This window comes from Undibacterium sp. TC9W, from assembly GCF_049339865.1.
GTDB lineage: Bacteria > Pseudomonadota > Gammaproteobacteria > Burkholderiales > Burkholderiaceae_D > Undibacterium.
The window spans coordinates 75,561-90,155 of sequence record NZ_JBMPPJ010000006.1; the positions used below are offsets into that span (position 1 = coordinate 75,561).

General features: G+C 52.0%; 15 protein-coding genes. 8 read left to right on the forward strand and 7 right to left on the reverse strand.

The window, feature by feature from the left end; all coding sequences use genetic code 11:
- Window positions 1-15 precede the first annotated feature (15 nt).
- A complete protein-coding gene (locus ACO0LN_RS09990; RefSeq protein ID WP_422973811.1) occupies window positions 16-861 on the reverse strand; it encodes a YihY/virulence factor BrkB family protein in 846 nt (281 codons plus the stop codon).
- A gap of 77 nt (window positions 862-938) precedes the next feature.
- Complete coding sequence (locus ACO0LN_RS09995) at window positions 939-1,085, reverse strand: lmo0937 family membrane protein (RefSeq protein WP_162043001.1); 147 nt, start codon at window positions 1,083-1,085, stop codon at window positions 939-941.
- Between the two features lie 572 nt (window positions 1,086-1,657).
- Here ACO0LN_RS09995 and ACO0LN_RS10000 point away from each other — a divergent pair.
- Genes ACO0LN_RS10000 through ACO0LN_RS10015 form a run of 4 tightly spaced genes read left to right on the forward strand, consistent with a single transcriptional unit; the run spans window position 1,658 to window position 5,389 of the window.
- On the forward strand, window positions 1,658-2,839 hold the full coding sequence (locus ACO0LN_RS10000) for an MlaE family ABC transporter permease (RefSeq protein WP_422973272.1): 1,182 nt from the start codon (window positions 1,658-1,660) through the stop codon (window positions 2,837-2,839).
- Window positions 2,839-3,792: an ABC transporter ATP-binding protein gene (locus ACO0LN_RS10005; protein WP_422973274.1), complete on the forward strand. Its 954-nt coding sequence runs from the start codon at window positions 2,839-2,841 to the stop codon at window positions 3,790-3,792. Before ACO0LN_RS10000 ends, ACO0LN_RS10005 begins: the two co-directional genes overlap by 1 nt.
- Window positions 3,777-4,709 carry an MlaD family protein gene (locus tag ACO0LN_RS10010; protein WP_422973276.1) on the forward strand — a complete coding sequence of 311 codons (933 nt, stop codon included), beginning with the start codon at window positions 3,777-3,779 and terminating at the stop codon, window positions 4,707-4,709. Before ACO0LN_RS10005 ends, ACO0LN_RS10010 begins: the two co-directional genes overlap by 16 nt.
- Window positions 4,710-4,747: 38 nt before the next feature.
- A complete protein-coding gene (locus ACO0LN_RS10015; protein ID WP_422973278.1) occupies window positions 4,748-5,389 on the forward strand; it encodes an ABC-type transport auxiliary lipoprotein family protein in 642 nt (213 codons plus the stop codon).
- A gap of 68 nt (window positions 5,390-5,457) precedes the next feature.
- On the opposite strand, the gene ACO0LN_RS10020 is transcribed toward ACO0LN_RS10015, so the two are convergent.
- Together ACO0LN_RS10020 and ACO0LN_RS10025 are read right to left on the reverse strand one after the other, a co-directional pair.
- Window positions 5,458-5,763, reverse strand: coding sequence for a DUF883 family protein (locus ACO0LN_RS10020; RefSeq protein WP_422973280.1), 306 nt, complete (start codon window positions 5,761-5,763; stop codon window positions 5,458-5,460).
- Between the two features lie 124 nt (window positions 5,764-5,887).
- Entirely contained in the window at window positions 5,888-6,424 is a 537-nt protein-coding gene (locus tag ACO0LN_RS10025; protein WP_422973282.1) for a ferritin-like domain-containing protein, read from the reverse strand.
- 197 nt (window positions 6,425-6,621) lie between these two features.
- Between ACO0LN_RS10025 and ACO0LN_RS10030 the strand changes: the two genes are divergently transcribed.
- Window positions 6,622-8,733: an AsmA family protein gene (locus ACO0LN_RS10030; protein WP_422973284.1), complete on the forward strand. Its 2,112-nt coding sequence runs from the start codon at window positions 6,622-6,624 to the stop codon at window positions 8,731-8,733.
- A 112-nt stretch (window positions 8,734-8,845) separates the two neighbouring features.
- On the opposite strand, the gene ACO0LN_RS10035 is transcribed toward ACO0LN_RS10030, so the two are convergent.
- From ACO0LN_RS10035 to ACO0LN_RS10045, 3 genes are all read right to left on the reverse strand, one after another.
- Window positions 8,846-9,040, reverse strand: a complete 195-nt coding sequence (locus ACO0LN_RS10035) for a hypothetical protein (RefSeq protein ID WP_422952967.1) — start codon at window positions 9,038-9,040, stop codon at window positions 8,846-8,848.
- Between the two features lie 48 nt (window positions 9,041-9,088).
- Complete coding sequence (locus tag ACO0LN_RS10040) at window positions 9,089-9,490, reverse strand: PRC-barrel domain-containing protein (protein ID WP_422973286.1); 402 nt, start codon at window positions 9,488-9,490, stop codon at window positions 9,089-9,091.
- A gap of 324 nt (window positions 9,491-9,814) precedes the next feature.
- Window positions 9,815-10,216 carry a PRC-barrel domain-containing protein gene (locus ACO0LN_RS10045; protein ID WP_422973288.1) on the reverse strand — a complete coding sequence of 134 codons (402 nt, stop codon included), beginning with the start codon at window positions 10,214-10,216 and terminating at the stop codon, window positions 9,815-9,817.
- A gap of 437 nt (window positions 10,217-10,653) precedes the next feature.
- Between ACO0LN_RS10045 and ACO0LN_RS10050 the strand changes: the two genes are divergently transcribed.
- The 3 genes from ACO0LN_RS10050 (at window position 10,654) to ACO0LN_RS10060 (ending at window position 14,447) form a co-directional block, all read left to right on the forward strand.
- Complete coding sequence (locus ACO0LN_RS10050) at window positions 10,654-12,300, forward strand: Tar ligand binding domain-containing protein (protein WP_422973290.1); 1,647 nt, start codon at window positions 10,654-10,656, stop codon at window positions 12,298-12,300.
- Between the two features lie 218 nt (window positions 12,301-12,518).
- Window positions 12,519-13,001 (forward strand): MarR family winged helix-turn-helix transcriptional regulator, encoded by a 483-nt coding sequence (locus ACO0LN_RS10055; RefSeq protein ID WP_422973292.1) that lies wholly within the window; start codon window positions 12,519-12,521, stop codon window positions 12,999-13,001.
- A 426-nt stretch (window positions 13,002-13,427) separates the two neighbouring features.
- Window positions 13,428-14,447 carry an alpha/beta hydrolase gene (locus tag ACO0LN_RS10060; RefSeq protein WP_422973294.1) on the forward strand — a complete coding sequence of 340 codons (1,020 nt, stop codon included), beginning with the start codon at window positions 13,428-13,430 and terminating at the stop codon, window positions 14,445-14,447.
- Window positions 14,448-14,595 lie beyond the last annotated feature (148 nt).

Genomic DNA, 14,595 nt, shown 5'->3' on the forward strand with positions numbered 1-14,595 from the left:
AGTTAGAGAATGCTATTACACCGCGGCAGTTTGCTTTTGATCCTGCAAACTGCCCAGCGAATAAGCATACTGGCGGGTGAATTCTGCACCTAACAGGAAAATCTGGGCTGAATAATATACCCACAACAGAATCGCGATCATTGATCCGGCTGCACCAAAGCTGTTGGCAACACCGCTATTACCTATATACAGGCCTATCGCATATTTACCAGCATGGAACAGGCCCGCTGTGCCTAGTGCACCCACCCAGACATCATTCCACGACAGCCGCACTTGTGGCAGCATCTTGAAGATGACCGCAAACAGGCTGGCGATGGCGGCAAAGCTGGTCATCGCAGACAGGGGCAAGAACACCAGGGAAATAGCAATCTGGCTACCGCTCCAGTAATGCTCAAGCGCAGCCAGTACAGCATTGATGACCAGTGACACCAGCATCAGAAATGCCAGTACCAGCACCAGGCCAAATGAGAGCAAACGGGTACGCAGTAAATTCCAGATGCTGCTGTCGGTTTTACGTGGCACTTGCCAGATGTCATCCAGGCTTTCCTTGAGCTCGGCAAAGACACTGGTAGCACCGACCAGCAGCAACCCACTGGCGATCAGGGTTGCCAGCCGCCCTTCGGCTTCATTGCGTGCGCCGGCAAGCATGGCCTGTATGGCCTCGGCACTGGCATGCCCGACCAGGCTCTGCAACTGATGGAATAATTGTCCCTGCGCTGCTTGCTGGCCATAGAAAAAACCGGCAATGGCGAGCACCAATACCAAGATAGGTGCCATCGAAAACAGGGTGTAGAAAGCCAGTGCCGCGCCCTTGCTGGCGGCGCGGTGGTGTAGCCATTCACTCAGGGTTCGTCGCAGAATACGTACGATCTCCGGCAACAACAGTGGCAGGGAGATGCCACGTTTCAGCAGCGACCCGAGTGTGGAAAACAAAGGCTTCAGAGTCGTTCGCCGCGTATCACGCGAACCAGTATCATGACGATAGCGATGACCAGCAGAATATGAATAAAGCCACCGATGGTGTAAGCCGACACCATGCCAAGCAGCCACATGATCAGTAAAATAACAGCGATAGTATAAAGCATGATTTTTTCCTTTAATAGTGCACCAGCCTGAAGCTCATGCACAGGGTTTAAGAATGCTGCATCCAGACAGATAAACAAATTGTATCGAAGCTATTTTGATTGTCCTGCCGCTCAACAAGTTGCTCATTATTTTTTGCCTGAAGCACACCTGCATCGTGATGCACGGCCACATGAGCGTCTGTTCGCCAGCGCACGGACGCAGGCGAGGAAAATGGCAATGATAATGTCAGTCAAATCTTACTGATGAGCCTGTTGACAAAGTCTGATCAAGAAGCGCAGTGAATAAACGGGGTGAAAAAAGAGCACTTACCCAAGACCACTCCAGCACAAACGGTGGCCCACAAGGTCGGCGCATGAAAATGCAAATTTCATACAAATACTGTAGCGGGTCGCTGGAGTGGTTTTGGGTAAGTGCTTGTTTGTTCATCGTCTGCTCAGCTACTACTCAGTTACTACTTAGTTACTACTTAGTTACTACTTAGTTACTGCTTAGTTTCTGAGTACGCCAGCGCACAGATTAAGTCTCTGCAAAACGGCAAGCTGTTGGATATGTGCAAATAAAAAAATCCATCATGCCTGCTACTCCTACCAGTCCCATACAGCCTGTCACTGAGGTGGCAAACAAAGTCATCAGCCGCGAGGCTGCCAATGATCCTGCCCGCATCCTGCAAACCGTGCCAGGGGTGTTGCAATTTTCTGGTACCTGGACAGTCTGCCAGCTCGGCAATGTCATGCGCCAGCTTGATGGCCTGCTCATGCGGCATCCAGATAACGTCGAGCTGCACGGCGAACAAATACAAAAGATAGACAGCATTACTGCCTGGGTCTTGCAAGCGCGCCTGAAAAAATTGCGTGACAGCGGTGTGCAGATCAGCATGCAAGGCTGGCCAGCGCAATACCAGCAAATGCTGGATGGGCTGGGATCACTGCCGCAGGATACCAGCCCCGTTGTTAAAGCTCCGGGCACGCTGGAGAAAATCGGCAGGGCCACGGTAGATGTATTCAAGGACAATCTGGCCTTGCTCGGCTTCATTGGAGAAACTGCTGTCAGCCTGCTGGGCGTGCTGTTGCACCCGAGGCGCTGGCGCGGCCGCGCCATCCTGCACAATATCCAGCTGGCAGGTTTTGAGGCACTCCCCATCGTTGGTGTGACCTCATTTTTGCTCGGCATCGTCATTGCCTACCAGGGGGCTGACCAGCTCAAGCATTATGGTGCCAATATCTTTGTCGTTGAATTACTGGGTTACGCCATGCTGCGTGAATTTGCCCCGTTGATCACTGCCATTATCATCGCCGGGCGTTCAGGTTCTGCCTATGCGGCACAAATAGGCACCATGGTCGTGACAGAAGAAATCGATGCTATGCAAACCCTGGGCATCAAACCCATGGAATTGTTGGTACTGCCCAAGTTGATGGCCCTGATGCTGGCCCTGCCTTTGCTGACCCTGTTTGCTGATCTTATCGGCATCATCGGTGGCATGCTGATGGCTGCCAGCCAGCTTGATGTGGGCATGCATGAATTTATCGACCGCTTTGCCACCGAAATCCCGCTCAAGACCCTGCTCATAGGCTTGGGTAAATCACTGGTGTTTGCGATGGTCATTGTCATCATCGGCTGTTACCAGGGGTTCCGTACCAAGGGCAATGCCGATAGCGTAGGCCGCCAGACTACCCGTAGTGTGGTGCAGGCGATTTTTATTGTCATCGTACTGGATGCGGTGTTCTCGGTCATCTTTAATTTGCTGGGACTTTAATGAGCGCAGACCAGCCCACCAACCCGGCGCAAGAGTATGAATACGCCATAGACATGCAGCAAGTATGCACACGCTTTGGCGACAAGATCGTGCATCAGGGCCTGGACCTGCAGATACGCCGTGGCGAGATTTTCGCTATCGTTGGCGGTAGCGGATCAGGTAAATCAACTTTGCTGCGTGAAATGATTTTGCTGCATAAACCTGATTCAGGCACGGTCAAAGTGCTGGGCCTAGATCTTGCCGGTGTTACCGATGAACAGGCCAGCTCTTTACGGCAGCGCTGCGGCGTGATGTTTCAAAAAGGTGGTTTGTTCGGCACCCTCACCGTTGCAGAAAACATTGGGTTGCCCTTGCGTGAACATAGTGAGCTCGACGACAAAAGCATCGACGATATCGCTGCCCTGAAGCTGGCACTCAGTGGTCTGAAGCCGGAAGCTGCCGGCCTTTATCCGGCTGAATTAAGCGGCGGCATGCTGAAGCGGGCGGCATTGGCCAGGGCGCTGGCGCTGGACCCTGAACTCTTGTTCCTCGATGAACCTACCGCCGGGCTGGACCCGGCCAGTGCCGGTGGGCTTGATAGCTTGCTGCGTCATTTGCATGAACTGTACCAACCCACCATCGTCATGATTACCCACGACCTGGATTTGCTATGGCAAGTCACACACAGAGTCGCCGTACTGGGGGAGGGTAAGGTACTGGCGGTAGGCAGCATGCAAGAATTATCGCAACTGCAGCACCCCGTCATACGCGACTATTTTGATGGCGCACGCGGCCGGGCGGCACAGCAGCAAGCGGAAATACAAACTGAACCGCAAACTGAACCGCAAGCTGCCCATAAAGACGATGTCAGGAATGAAGGAAATCAGCAAAGAATTCAACATGAAAATAAGCAACTGAATCAACAAGAAAATAAGCATCAGCAAACACAGGAAAACCCATGGAAACCAAAGTAAATTATACCGCCGTCGGTGCCTTCGTCCTGGCCCTGGGCGCGTTGCTGATCGCTGCCGTGCTGTGGCTGTCGGTCGGTCTGGGCAAGCGTGAGCAAACCGTTTTGTATCAATCCATCGTCAGCGAATCGGTGGCCGGCCTGAACCTGGATGCGCCAGTCAAATACCAGGGCGTAAATGTCGGCAAGGTGCGTAATATCAATCTTGACCCCGGCAATCCACAACAGGTGCAACTGGTTTTTTCCATCATCGCTGGTACTCCTATCAAGACCGATACCCTGGCTGTGCTCAAAACCCAGGGCCTGACAGGTATTGCCTATGTAGAATTAAGCGGCGGCTCACCCACAGCGCCGCTGTTGCAGGCCAGGGAAGGCCAGACTTACCCGCAGATACCAACCAAACCATCCCTGAGTGCCAGGCTGGAAAATGTCCTGAGTGCAGTACTGGCCAATCTTGACCGTACTGCTGCCAATGTCAATGCTGTCCTGAATGATGAAAACCGTGCCGCCTTTGGCAAAATCCTGCATGACACCTCAGCCGTCATGGATGCCCTGGCTTCGCAAAAAAATGCCATGCGCATCGCCATCAGCAATGCTGCTGTCACTACTGCCAACACCGCCCAGGCCAGTGCCAAGATCGATGGCCTGTTCCAGCGCGTAGGCAAGAGTGCCGATGCCGTCGCCAGCATGGCCGACAAGGCTGGCCAGGCCAGTGACAGCACCAGAAAAGCCGCAGATGAACTCGGTGGCGGTGTACGCCAGTTGAGCAGCGATACCCTGCCAGACCTGCAAAGATTGATGGCGGAGCTGGCTACACTGTCTGCCTCCATGACCCGTCTCATAGAGCAGACAGAACATAATCCCAGCAGCCTGATCAGAGGGCGGCAGGCACCACCGGCAGGGCCTGGCGAAACTAAATGAAACTAAATAAAACTAGATTAAACCAAGGGAGCGACACCATGAAACACTTATCCGCAAGCAGCCTTGTACCTGTCCTGGCGCTCGCCCTGACTGCCTGTTCGGCCCTGCAGCCTGCCAATGTGCCACCTGTGGCATTCTATCGGCTTGAGGCAAGTGCACCCGGCAGTTCAGTCGCACCCGCCAGTGTCACGGCCAGTGTCCTAGTTGGCAATATCCGTGCGGCAGCTGGCTTTGACACCAGCCGCATGCTCTACACGCGCCAGCCGTATCAGGTAGAAGAGTTCCAGCAAAGCCAGTGGCAAAAGCCGCCCGCTGCAATGCTCATGCCCCTGGTGGCAACAGCGCTGGAATCGACCGGCATGTTCAAGGCTGTTCTGCAGGCCCCGAATGCGACGCTGACAACTTACCGTCTGGACCTGGAGCTGCTGAGCCTGCAACAAGACTTCAGCAACAAACCCAGCCACGTCCAGTTCAAGCTGCGCGCCCATTTGTCAGATCGCCAGAGTCAACAGGTCATTGCCTGGCGTGAATTCAGTATCAGCATTGCCACGACAAGTGAAGATGCTTATGGCGGTGTACTCGCCAGTAACCAGGCGGTAGTCCAGGTCTTGCAGCAATTGCGGGTATTTTGTGTAGAGCAGATTACGCTGGCAGCGCAGACAAGAAAAAAGCAGCCGTGATACCTGGCTGCTTTTGAATACAGGATTAAAAGCTCTGGAATCTCTCCAGAGCTCGCCCGTTCAGGATTTCATGATTTGCGGCTGCACAGCAAGCCTACCAGCAGGCCTACAGTGGCGGCGGTGCCCAGCGTGCCCCATGGATGTTCCTTGACATAGTTATCGGTAGTTTTAGCCACCTGCTTGCCAGCGGCAATCACTGATTGCTGTGCATCTTGTGTCATCTGCATGGCGGTATCGATCATCTTCATGCCGCGTGCACGCATTTCATCGGCTTTTTCGCCGGTCAGTGCAGCCGCTGCAGTAAACAGGCCTTGTGCGTCTTTGAGCAATACTTTGATGTCTTTGTTGACAGATTTGAAGTCAGATTCGAGCATGATAGTTTCCTTTATCTAAGAGGGAATTAAGGGTTTAGTGTCTTAAGTTGGACTGCATGGACTGCAATTTCTGAGACGGTTTGTTCACTTTGTTGCCAGGGTGCTGCCATATTTCTGTTGCTGTTTACTCCAGCAGATCTCTCATGTCATCTGCATGTTCTTCTTCTTTCGCCATGATGCCGACCAGCATCTGCCTTGTAGTCGGATCGCTGTCACCGATTTTTGCCAGCATCTGGCGATAGGATTCTATGGCGACCCGTTCGGCGATGAGGTTGGCTTTGATCATTGATGCCAGGTCTTCGGCATCGTCATATTCGGCATGGCTGCGCTCAGTCAGTGAAGCCGGGTTGAAGTCGGGTTTGCCATTCAACTGGACGATGCGTTCTGCCAGCAAATCTGCATGTGCCTGTTCTTCTGCCGCATGCTCCAGGAACTCTGCCTTGACGGGACCATTGTGTATGCCAGACACCGTGTAGTAATGGCGCTTGTAGCGCAGCACACAGACCAGTTCGGTAGCCAGTGCACCATTGAGCATGGCGATGACTTCTTCGCGATTGCCCTGGTAGCCATCAGTCACTGCACCGTTATCAAGATTCCTGGCTGCTGCGCGGATGGCTGCGGTGTCCATGCCATTGCGTAGATTGCTATTGATTTCATGCATGATGTTTTTCCGGTTAAATTAAGTTTGAATTACCCTTGAATTAAGTTTATTAAGGATGTGAAAGACAGCGAATATCAGCAAATTCTTTCGCCTTGCCTACTTTATAAGCCTGTGACACGATGATTTCAGTACGCTGGCGTACATAGAGCGATACCAATTTGCAGTAGTCTGGAGGCTGGCAAAAAAAAAGATCATTTATGAAACCCAACAATAAAATATTGCGTATCAGCCTCTGGCTACTGTCTGGCATCATCGTCGTGTTTGCCGTTGCCGTGGTGATCCTGCTCAATATGGACTGGAACCGCGCCAAGCCCTGGCTCAATGAGCGCGCCAGTGAAGCAATGGGTCGGCCTTTCAGCATACGTGGCAACCTGGCACTCAGCTGGGAAAAACAACTCAGCGGGCCAGAGACTGCGACAGGATGGCGCGGCAAAATACCCTGGCCACATCTTCAGGCGCAAGATATCCATATAGGTCAGCCGCCGGATAGCCCGGATGCTTCTGATACGGCAACAAAGGCCACGGCAAAAGGCACAGAAAAAAATACCTTAAAAACCGTAGCCGTGACACCTTCAGAAGACATGGCGCAGATCAATGAGGTGTCGTTTTCGCTGAACCCGCTGGCCCTGCTCGACAAACGTCTTGAGGTACCCTTGCTGCGTTTTCAGGACAGCAGCCTGTCATTGCAGCGCTTTGCTGACGGTAGCAATAACTGGACCTTCAAAAAAAGTACCAGCGCGTCTCCATGGCGGCTGGAATTGCGCAGGGTGGTACTTGCCAAGGGCAAGCTGCATTATGTCGATGCCATCCGCCATGCCGATATCAATGTCGATATAGAAAGCCTGGCCACTGAAGCCAATTACGGTATCAGCTGGAAGCTACAGGGTAAACTATATGGTGAAGCCGTCACTGGCAGCGGCAAGGCCGGTGCTATCCTGAGTCTGCAGCACCAGACCCAGCCTTTCCCCATCATGGCGCAAGTGCAAATGGGCCAGACCAGGGTCAGTGTTGAAGGCAGTGTCACCAAACCCAGCGAGCTGGCCGCAGTCGATATGCAATTGCAGATCACCGGTAACAGCATGGCGCGCCTGTATCCGTTAACAGGCTTGGTTTTGCCTGAAACGCCGGCATACAGCACGGCGGGTCATCTCAGCGCGACCCTGGGTAAAATCGATAGTCAATGGAAATATGAAAAATTCACAGGCAAGGTAGGCACCAGTGACCTGGCTGGCAGCCTCGACTACCAGACCAGGAAAGCCGATAAACAGCGCCCCCTGTTGCAAGGCAATATGAGTTCCCAAGTACTGCAATCTGCCGACCTCGCACCGCTGGTCGGTGCCGACTCCAATGCCAGCAAGGCCAAGCGCGGCGCGGCTGCGGTACAACCCAGTGACAAGCTCTTGCCGGTAGAAAATTTTCGTACCGAACGCTGGCGCAGTATCGATGCAGATGTGAATCTGAGCGCCAATAAACTGATACGCCAAAAAGAGCTGCCGATACACAAACTGCAAACCAGGTTGATACTAAAGGATGGTGTCATCACCATGCAGCCACTGAGTTTTGAACTGGCAGGGGGGCAATTGCAGGCATTTATTACCCTTGATGGAAGTGGCGGTGCCAAAAACAAAGTAAATGAAGAGGACAGTGAGGAGACCAAGTCGCATGCCATACGGGCAAAAATGCGGCTGACTGCCAGACACATACAGCTACAAAAATTCATCCCCACGCTGGCCGCATCGAAGCTGACTGTAGGCGAGATCAATGCTGACGGCAATCTGACTGCCACCGGCAATTCTGTAGCGGTTTTGCTCGGCTCTTCAAATGGTGAACTCAGCAGCATGATAGACCATGGCTCGGTCAGCAAACTCTTGCTGGAAGAAATGGGTTTGAATATAGGCAATATCATCCTGACCCGTTTGTCCGGTGACAAGCAGGTCAAACTGAATTGCATGCTCGCTGATTTTGCCGTGACCGATGGGCAAATGAATGCGCGCAGCTTCCTCATCGATACGGACGAAGCCTTGATTGATATCAGCGGCAGTGTCAATTTGCAGAAAGAAGACCTGAACCTGACCATCAAACCCAATAGCAAAGGCTTGCGTGTATTCTCCCTGCGTGCCCCATTATATGTACGCGGCTCATTTTTGCATCCACAAGTGTCGGTCGATAAGGGCGTGATGGCCTTGCGTGCCGGTGGTGCCATAGGACTGGCCTTGCTGACGCCATTTGCCGCACTGCTGCCGCTGGTAAGCGCCGGACCGGATCAGCCTAGCGGTTGTGAGGCTTTGCTCAAGGCAGCAAAAAAATAGGCTTATAAAATAAGCCTATAAAACAATACGAAGAATCAATGTAAAAAAATAACAGTCTTTACAAAAAGACTGTTATTTCTTTTAAAGACAGCAAGTTATTTCAACAAATTATTTAATACCTGCTGCTCCTGATCATGCTGGCAACTTCACGCGTCTCTGCCAGCACGTCATTGACTGCCATTTGCAGCGTGTATTTTGCTTCTTCTGCTTCGCGTACCGATTCCGGCGTGCGTATCAGATGACGGCTGCGCTTGTTGAGGGCTTTTTCATATACCTTGAAGGCAAATTGCATTTCTGTGTAATCCATGGTGTTCTCCTGTTCTCTTGTTTGTTAGCTCATTAGCTCATCATCACTTCATGTTTTCGTGCTGTAATGGGCGTGCACTGAATCGACCCAAATTTCGTCTGCCATGTCTGGCCATTGGTCGGGATCAAAGCCCGGCGCATTGTCAAAATGGCTTTTCTCTATATTCAAGATGAAGCGTTTATGGACTGTGTCCAGCGTCAGCGCAGACCAGGGTATGGCAAACAGTTTCTCGCCTATGCCCAGCAAGCCTCCGTGAGCGACTACCACATAAGCTATCTTTCCGGTATGCGTATCAAGCATGATTTCTTTGACTTCACCCAGATTTTCATCAGCGTGGTTGACGACATTGTCACCTGTCAGAGTACGTGCGCCCATCAAACCAGGGCCAGGCCCCTTATGCGCATTGTTGCCCTGGCCTGTATCGTAAATGTTGGAATTAATATCAATCATTATCTTTTCCTTCAAAAGCATTGGAGCCTTCAGTATGTGCGTGGCAATGGATGTGATCAGTTCGATAGCGCACAAAGAAAATAAATTTTAAGCGCCGGTTTGAACTATAGGGAAGAGATAAGCAAGGAGAGACCTCGTGGGAAACGATCCATGAGTCTTGCAATGAGAATTTGTAATTCATTAACGCAGATGGCACTGTCAAGCTTTCGCTTGCAGTGCCGGTTTATACTATTCATCATCCACAAAAACGAAATGCTGCTGTTCATAGACCAGGGTCGTCATCCTGACCCCTGCGATCTGCGCCTGCAGCGCTTCGTCATGCAGTCAGACAGTCATGCCGTAGTAGCTGTGTATGGAATCTGCCCAGGCCTGGTTTGCCATATCTGGCCAGTGATCAGAGTCAAAGCCTGGTGCATTTTCAAAACGGCTCTTTTCTATGTTCAGGACAAAGCGTTTGTTGGTAGTGTCCAGTGTCAGTGCTGACCATGGTACCGCAAACAGTTTTTCACCTATGGTCAGAATGCCACCAAAAGCCACGACCGCGTAGGCAACACGGCCAGTGCGCATGTCCAGCATGATTTCTTTGATGTCACCCAGATTTTCATCCGCCTGGTTGACGACGTTGTCACCGGTCAGGGTGTTGGCACCCATCAGTTCAGGACCCGGGCCCTTGTGACCATTTGTAGAGCCGCCGGGAATATAAGTACTGGAAGTAGTATCAATCATTGTCTTGTCCTTCAGGGTGAGTAGAGAGCTGAGCATGCGCTTTCATGCAAGTCTTAACAGTTCGATACCACACATAAGGAGATCTTTTTGACAGCAATTTTGAGTATATCCTTGCATGTTTTGTACTTGACCTGGTCGTTCACCTGGCCAATTTGTTGAAAGAACAAGCCGTGGCGGACAGTTTATGCAGATACTGACGACGCTAATTCTGCACGAATGTGAATTCATATTGCACACGGTCAAACATTGCTAAATACGGTTTTCCATCAGGCAATTCTCTTATACCTTTCGGTGTGATGCAGTAAATAAATTCCGGCGGACATCTTGTCAAAAAAAATAAAAACATGACAAGAGTTCAGCGTGCAGGACATTTGATACTTGATTTTGCTATTTTATTTATATAGTTTCGCGACCGGGGCAGGGCAATGAAGACGACGTTGAAAACCAGACTCATGCTGGTGATGGGTATCATGAGTACACTCTTGCTGTTGTTGGGGCTGACAGGTCTGTATGCGATGAAAGCCTCGCATGACAGCTTGAAAAGCAGCCATGAAGAACGCAGCCTGGGCCTGTATAAACTCGCCAATATGGATAAATTGTTATTGGCAAACCGGCATGCCATACTGGCAGCGCTGGCCGAGCCGGATGCCGCAAAACTCAGGACAGCTGCCGATACCATAGAGCACGACCGTCGTACCATAGAGCAGTTATGGCTGAATGTTGCGACACTCCCCATGTCAACGGATGCCAGGAAAAAAGCTGACGAACTCAGTGCAGCACGGCTCAGCTTTGAGCATGCCGTGACCCTGCCCGCGATCAAGGCCATGCAGGCCGCAGACATGGCCAGCCTTCGGGAAATCAACCAGGCTGCAGACAAACTCAATGGCCCCGTCATCAGCGCCATGGACAGCTTGCGCACCCTGCAACTTGATGCACTCAATATAGAATACGGCAGCGCCGAGGCTGACTATGTCAGGATAAGCAATCTGATGTGGGCCGCCACAGTCCTGGGCCTGCTGTTGGCTGCAGCACTGGCTTATTTCCTCATCCATGTGATCTACCACCAGCTCGGCGGTGAGCCTGCTTATGCAGCGCGCATAGCCAGACAAATAGCAGATGGTGATTATGCTGTCAGCATCACACCAGATGTGCATGACGATACCAGTTTGCTGGCCTCACTGCAGCAACTGCAAAGAGGGCTGGAAAAAATCGGCAAGGACATGCATCGCCATACTGGCAGCATTGCCAGGACATCTGTGCAAATACAGAGTAGCAATGCGCAACTGTCCTCGCGCATGGATCAACAGTCCGCCTCGCACACGCAGATTAGCCTGGCCGCCAGGGACCTGAGCACAATCATACGCCAGAATTCAGAGCAGGCGCGCCAGGCCATGCTGCTTGCTGACGAAGCCAGCGAACTTGCCATTAAAAAAGCGCAGGCGGGCAGCGGGGCAATGGCCGCCATGACAGAATTGCGGCATGCCTGGGACAAGCTGGACACCAACATCCAGGTGATAGATGAACTTGTTTTCCAGCTTGATACCGCAGCGCTCAGGAGTACGGTAGAAGGCAAGGCTGTTGAGACTGCAGAGGGGGCTGAGGGTGCTGAACTGTACTTTGCCACCGTCGCATCTGAAGTACGCGGCCTTGCACAAGGCGCTGCCTGTGCCGTTCATGAAATCAAGAACCTGCTCAATGAATCATGGGAAAGCCTTGACCGCGCTGGCAGGCTGACCAGTCAGAACAATGCCGATGCAGAAAAGTTGCTGTTCGCCCTGCAGCATGCGAATAAGCTCATGGCAGGAATCGATGGTGCAGGCAAAAAACAGGAAGCAGACCTCAGGCAGATCAGGCATGCCGTCAGTGATCTCGACTATGCCAGCCGCAAGGACGCTATCCTGCTCAGCACCACCACGACAGCCGCCAAATTAATGGAGCAGCATGCCAGCCATCTCACGCGGCTGAGTAATGGATTCAAACCTGGCGCAGGGCACAAGGCGAAGTCGCAATTGCAGGTGGTCAGTGCAGTGGTGGCCGAACATGTGCCACACAAACGCCCGGACTTGCGCCTGGTGCGTACCTGAGCCATGATTCATGCAAGCAGTCTTTGTTGCGCAGGCGAGTGTCACGTCCCCCAGCGCTGGCCGCAGGAATTCCCTGTAGTACCGTGGAGACAGCGGGGTTAGCGTAGAGGAAAGAAGAATTTCTCAGGTCTGTCTGCATGCATTCCTGCGGTTTTCATCGAAAAATATTTTTCAAAAATAGCTTGCAAATAAATAGTGCGCTATTTAAAATGCAAGGCATGAAAACCGCAAACGCCAAATCAGCAGCAAAAACAGCTCCATCAGCACAAGCAGCAACGCCGCAACTGGGTGACCAGCTTTGTTTTGCCCTGTATTCGACTTCGCTGGCCATGAACAAGCTGTACCGCAAACTGCTCAAGCAAATGGGGATTACCTATTCGCAGTATCTGGTGCTGATGGTCTTGTGGGAACAGGATGAGCAAATCGTCAATGACATAGGCGAGCGCCTGATACTGGATTCAGCTACGCTGACGCCCTTGCTCAAACGTATGGAAGCACAGGAACTGATCACCCGCGTCAGGTCAGCCGCAGACGAACGCCAGGTGATCATTTCACTGACCAAAGCAGGCAGTGATTTGCGCAAGCAGGCAGCCAGTTTGCCGACCTCGGTCTTGTGCGCAACAGAATGTTCAGCCGATGAGGCGCGTGACCTCAAGCAAGAGATATTGAGCCTGAGGGCAGCATTGATGAAGAATGTTTGATTGCTGTCCAAATTTTTTGGAATGTAAAATATATAGTGCGCTATTTAATAGCTTGTTGTGTTTGTGCTGATTTGCGTTGATGGCGTAGGAGCGGCTTTCGCCGCGAATGCTTGATCAATATGAACAATCAATACGGCTGAATGTTCGCGGCTAAAGCCGTTCCTACAGGATATTACGGACATGGCTGATGTTGAAGAGATGGCTACTGACACTTTAAGCACGGGCGATTTTGTCTGCCAGGAAGTTTGTTAAGCCTTCGGTCTTTCGGTAAATATATAGTGCGCTATTTAATAGTTAATTATTTAAATTAATGGCTAGAAAAGGCTAGCAAAAGATTTTGGCAAGAAGAAAGAAAACCAGTTTGTAGCATCCCAACGTAGTCACCACGCAGTAATCACACTGCCATAACATGAAAAGGAAATGACCATGACACACCTGAAATCCCTGCTCGCTGCAACCGCCATCAGCCTCTCCATCAGCAATGCCTTTGCGGCAGGCAGCCCCGGTGTTGAGCCGACTACCCAGGCCTTCTTGCAGGCGCTGGAAGCGGGAGGTGGCAAGCCGCTGGAACAATTGCCTGTGGCTGATGCCCGTGGCGTACTGGTCGGTGCACAGGCTGGCGTCAAGCTGACATTGCCCGCTGCCGACGTCTCCGAAAAAATCATCAGGGTCGATGGTGGCGACATCAAACTGACGATCGTGCGTCCGGCTGGTATCAAAAAAACCTTGCCCGGCTTTATGTACTTCCACGGTGGTGGCTGGGTACTCGGCGATTATCCTACCCATGAAAGACTGGTGCGCGACCTGGTGGCAGAATCTGGCGCCGTTGCCATCTTCGTCAATTACACACCCTCACCAGAAGCGGGATACGGCGTCGCCATCCAGCAGGCTTATGCCGCTACCAAGTGGGTTGCTGAACACGGCAAGGAAATCCAGGTCGATGGCAGCCGCCTGGCTGTTGCAGGCAATAGCGTAGGCGGCAATATGGCGGCAGTGGTCAGTCTCATGGCCAAGGACAAGGGCGGCCCCAAACTGCGCTCACAAATCCTGTTATGGCCGGTAACGGATGCTGACTTTGATAATGCGTCTTACAAACAGTTTTCCGAAGGCCATTTCCTGACCCGCAATATGATGAAATGGTTCTGGGACAATTACACGACCGACGCTGCCAAACGCCAGGAGATTTATGCATCGCCACTGCGCGCGAGCAATGCGCAATTACAGGGCTTGCCGCCAACCCTGATACAGACCGCAGAATTCGATGTCTTGCGTGACGAAGGCGAAGCCTATGGCCGCAAACTCGATGCCGCTGGTGTCAAAGTCACGACCGTGCGCTACAAGGGCATGATCCACGATTTTGGTTTGTTGAATGTACTCGCCAAAGTACCGGCAGTGCGCTCAGCGATGTTGCAGGCAGGCAGTGAATTGAAGGCGAGTTTGAAGTAAGGGCTGCTTGATAGCTTGTCCAGGTTTGTAGGGTGCGCCGTGCGCACCATTAGCGCACGGTTCAAGAAAACCGGTGCGCACGGCGAACCCTACAAAATATTACGTAGGTTGGGCTACGCTTCATCAGCCCAACACTGGGCTTTCAAAT

Excerpts from the sequence above, each read along its gene's own strand:
- ACO0LN_RS09995 (WP_162043001.1), bottom strand. The coding sequence starts at position 1,085 with ATGCTTTATACTATCGCTGTTATTTTACTGATCATGTGGCTGCTTGGC.
- ACO0LN_RS10020 (WP_422973280.1), bottom strand. The coding sequence starts at position 5,763 with ATGCTCGAATCTGACTTCAAATCTGTCAACAAAGACATCAAAGTATTG.
- ACO0LN_RS10040 (WP_422973286.1), bottom strand. The coding sequence starts at position 9,490 with ATGATTGATATTAATTCCAACATTTACGATACAGGCCAGGGCAACAAT.
- ACO0LN_RS10010 (WP_422973276.1), top strand. The coding sequence starts at position 3,777 with ATGGAAACCAAAGTAAATTATACCGCCGTCGGTGCCTTCGTCCTGGCC.
- ACO0LN_RS10000 (WP_422973272.1), top strand. The coding sequence starts at position 1,658 with ATGCCTGCTACTCCTACCAGTCCCATACAGCCTGTCACTGAGGTGGCA.
- ACO0LN_RS10035 (WP_422952967.1), bottom strand. The coding sequence starts at position 9,040 with ATGGATTACACAGAAATGCAATTTGCCTTCAAGGTATATGAAAAAGCC.
- ACO0LN_RS10045 (WP_422973288.1), bottom strand. The coding sequence starts at position 10,216 with ATGATTGATACTACTTCCAGTACTTATATTCCCGGCGGCTCTACAAAT.
- ACO0LN_RS10030 (WP_422973284.1), top strand. The coding sequence starts at position 6,622 with ATGAAACCCAACAATAAAATATTGCGTATCAGCCTCTGGCTACTGTCT.
- ACO0LN_RS10015 (WP_422973278.1), top strand. The coding sequence starts at position 4,748 with ATGAAACACTTATCCGCAAGCAGCCTTGTACCTGTCCTGGCGCTCGCC.
- ACO0LN_RS10005 (WP_422973274.1), top strand. The coding sequence starts at position 2,839 with ATGAGCGCAGACCAGCCCACCAACCCGGCGCAAGAGTATGAATACGCC.
- ACO0LN_RS10060 (WP_422973294.1), top strand. The coding sequence starts at position 13,428 with ATGACACACCTGAAATCCCTGCTCGCTGCAACCGCCATCAGCCTCTCC.
- ACO0LN_RS10025 (WP_422973282.1), bottom strand. The coding sequence starts at position 6,424 with ATGCATGAAATCAATAGCAATCTACGCAATGGCATGGACACCGCAGCC.
- ACO0LN_RS10055 (WP_422973292.1), top strand. The coding sequence starts at position 12,519 with ATGAAAACCGCAAACGCCAAATCAGCAGCAAAAACAGCTCCATCAGCA.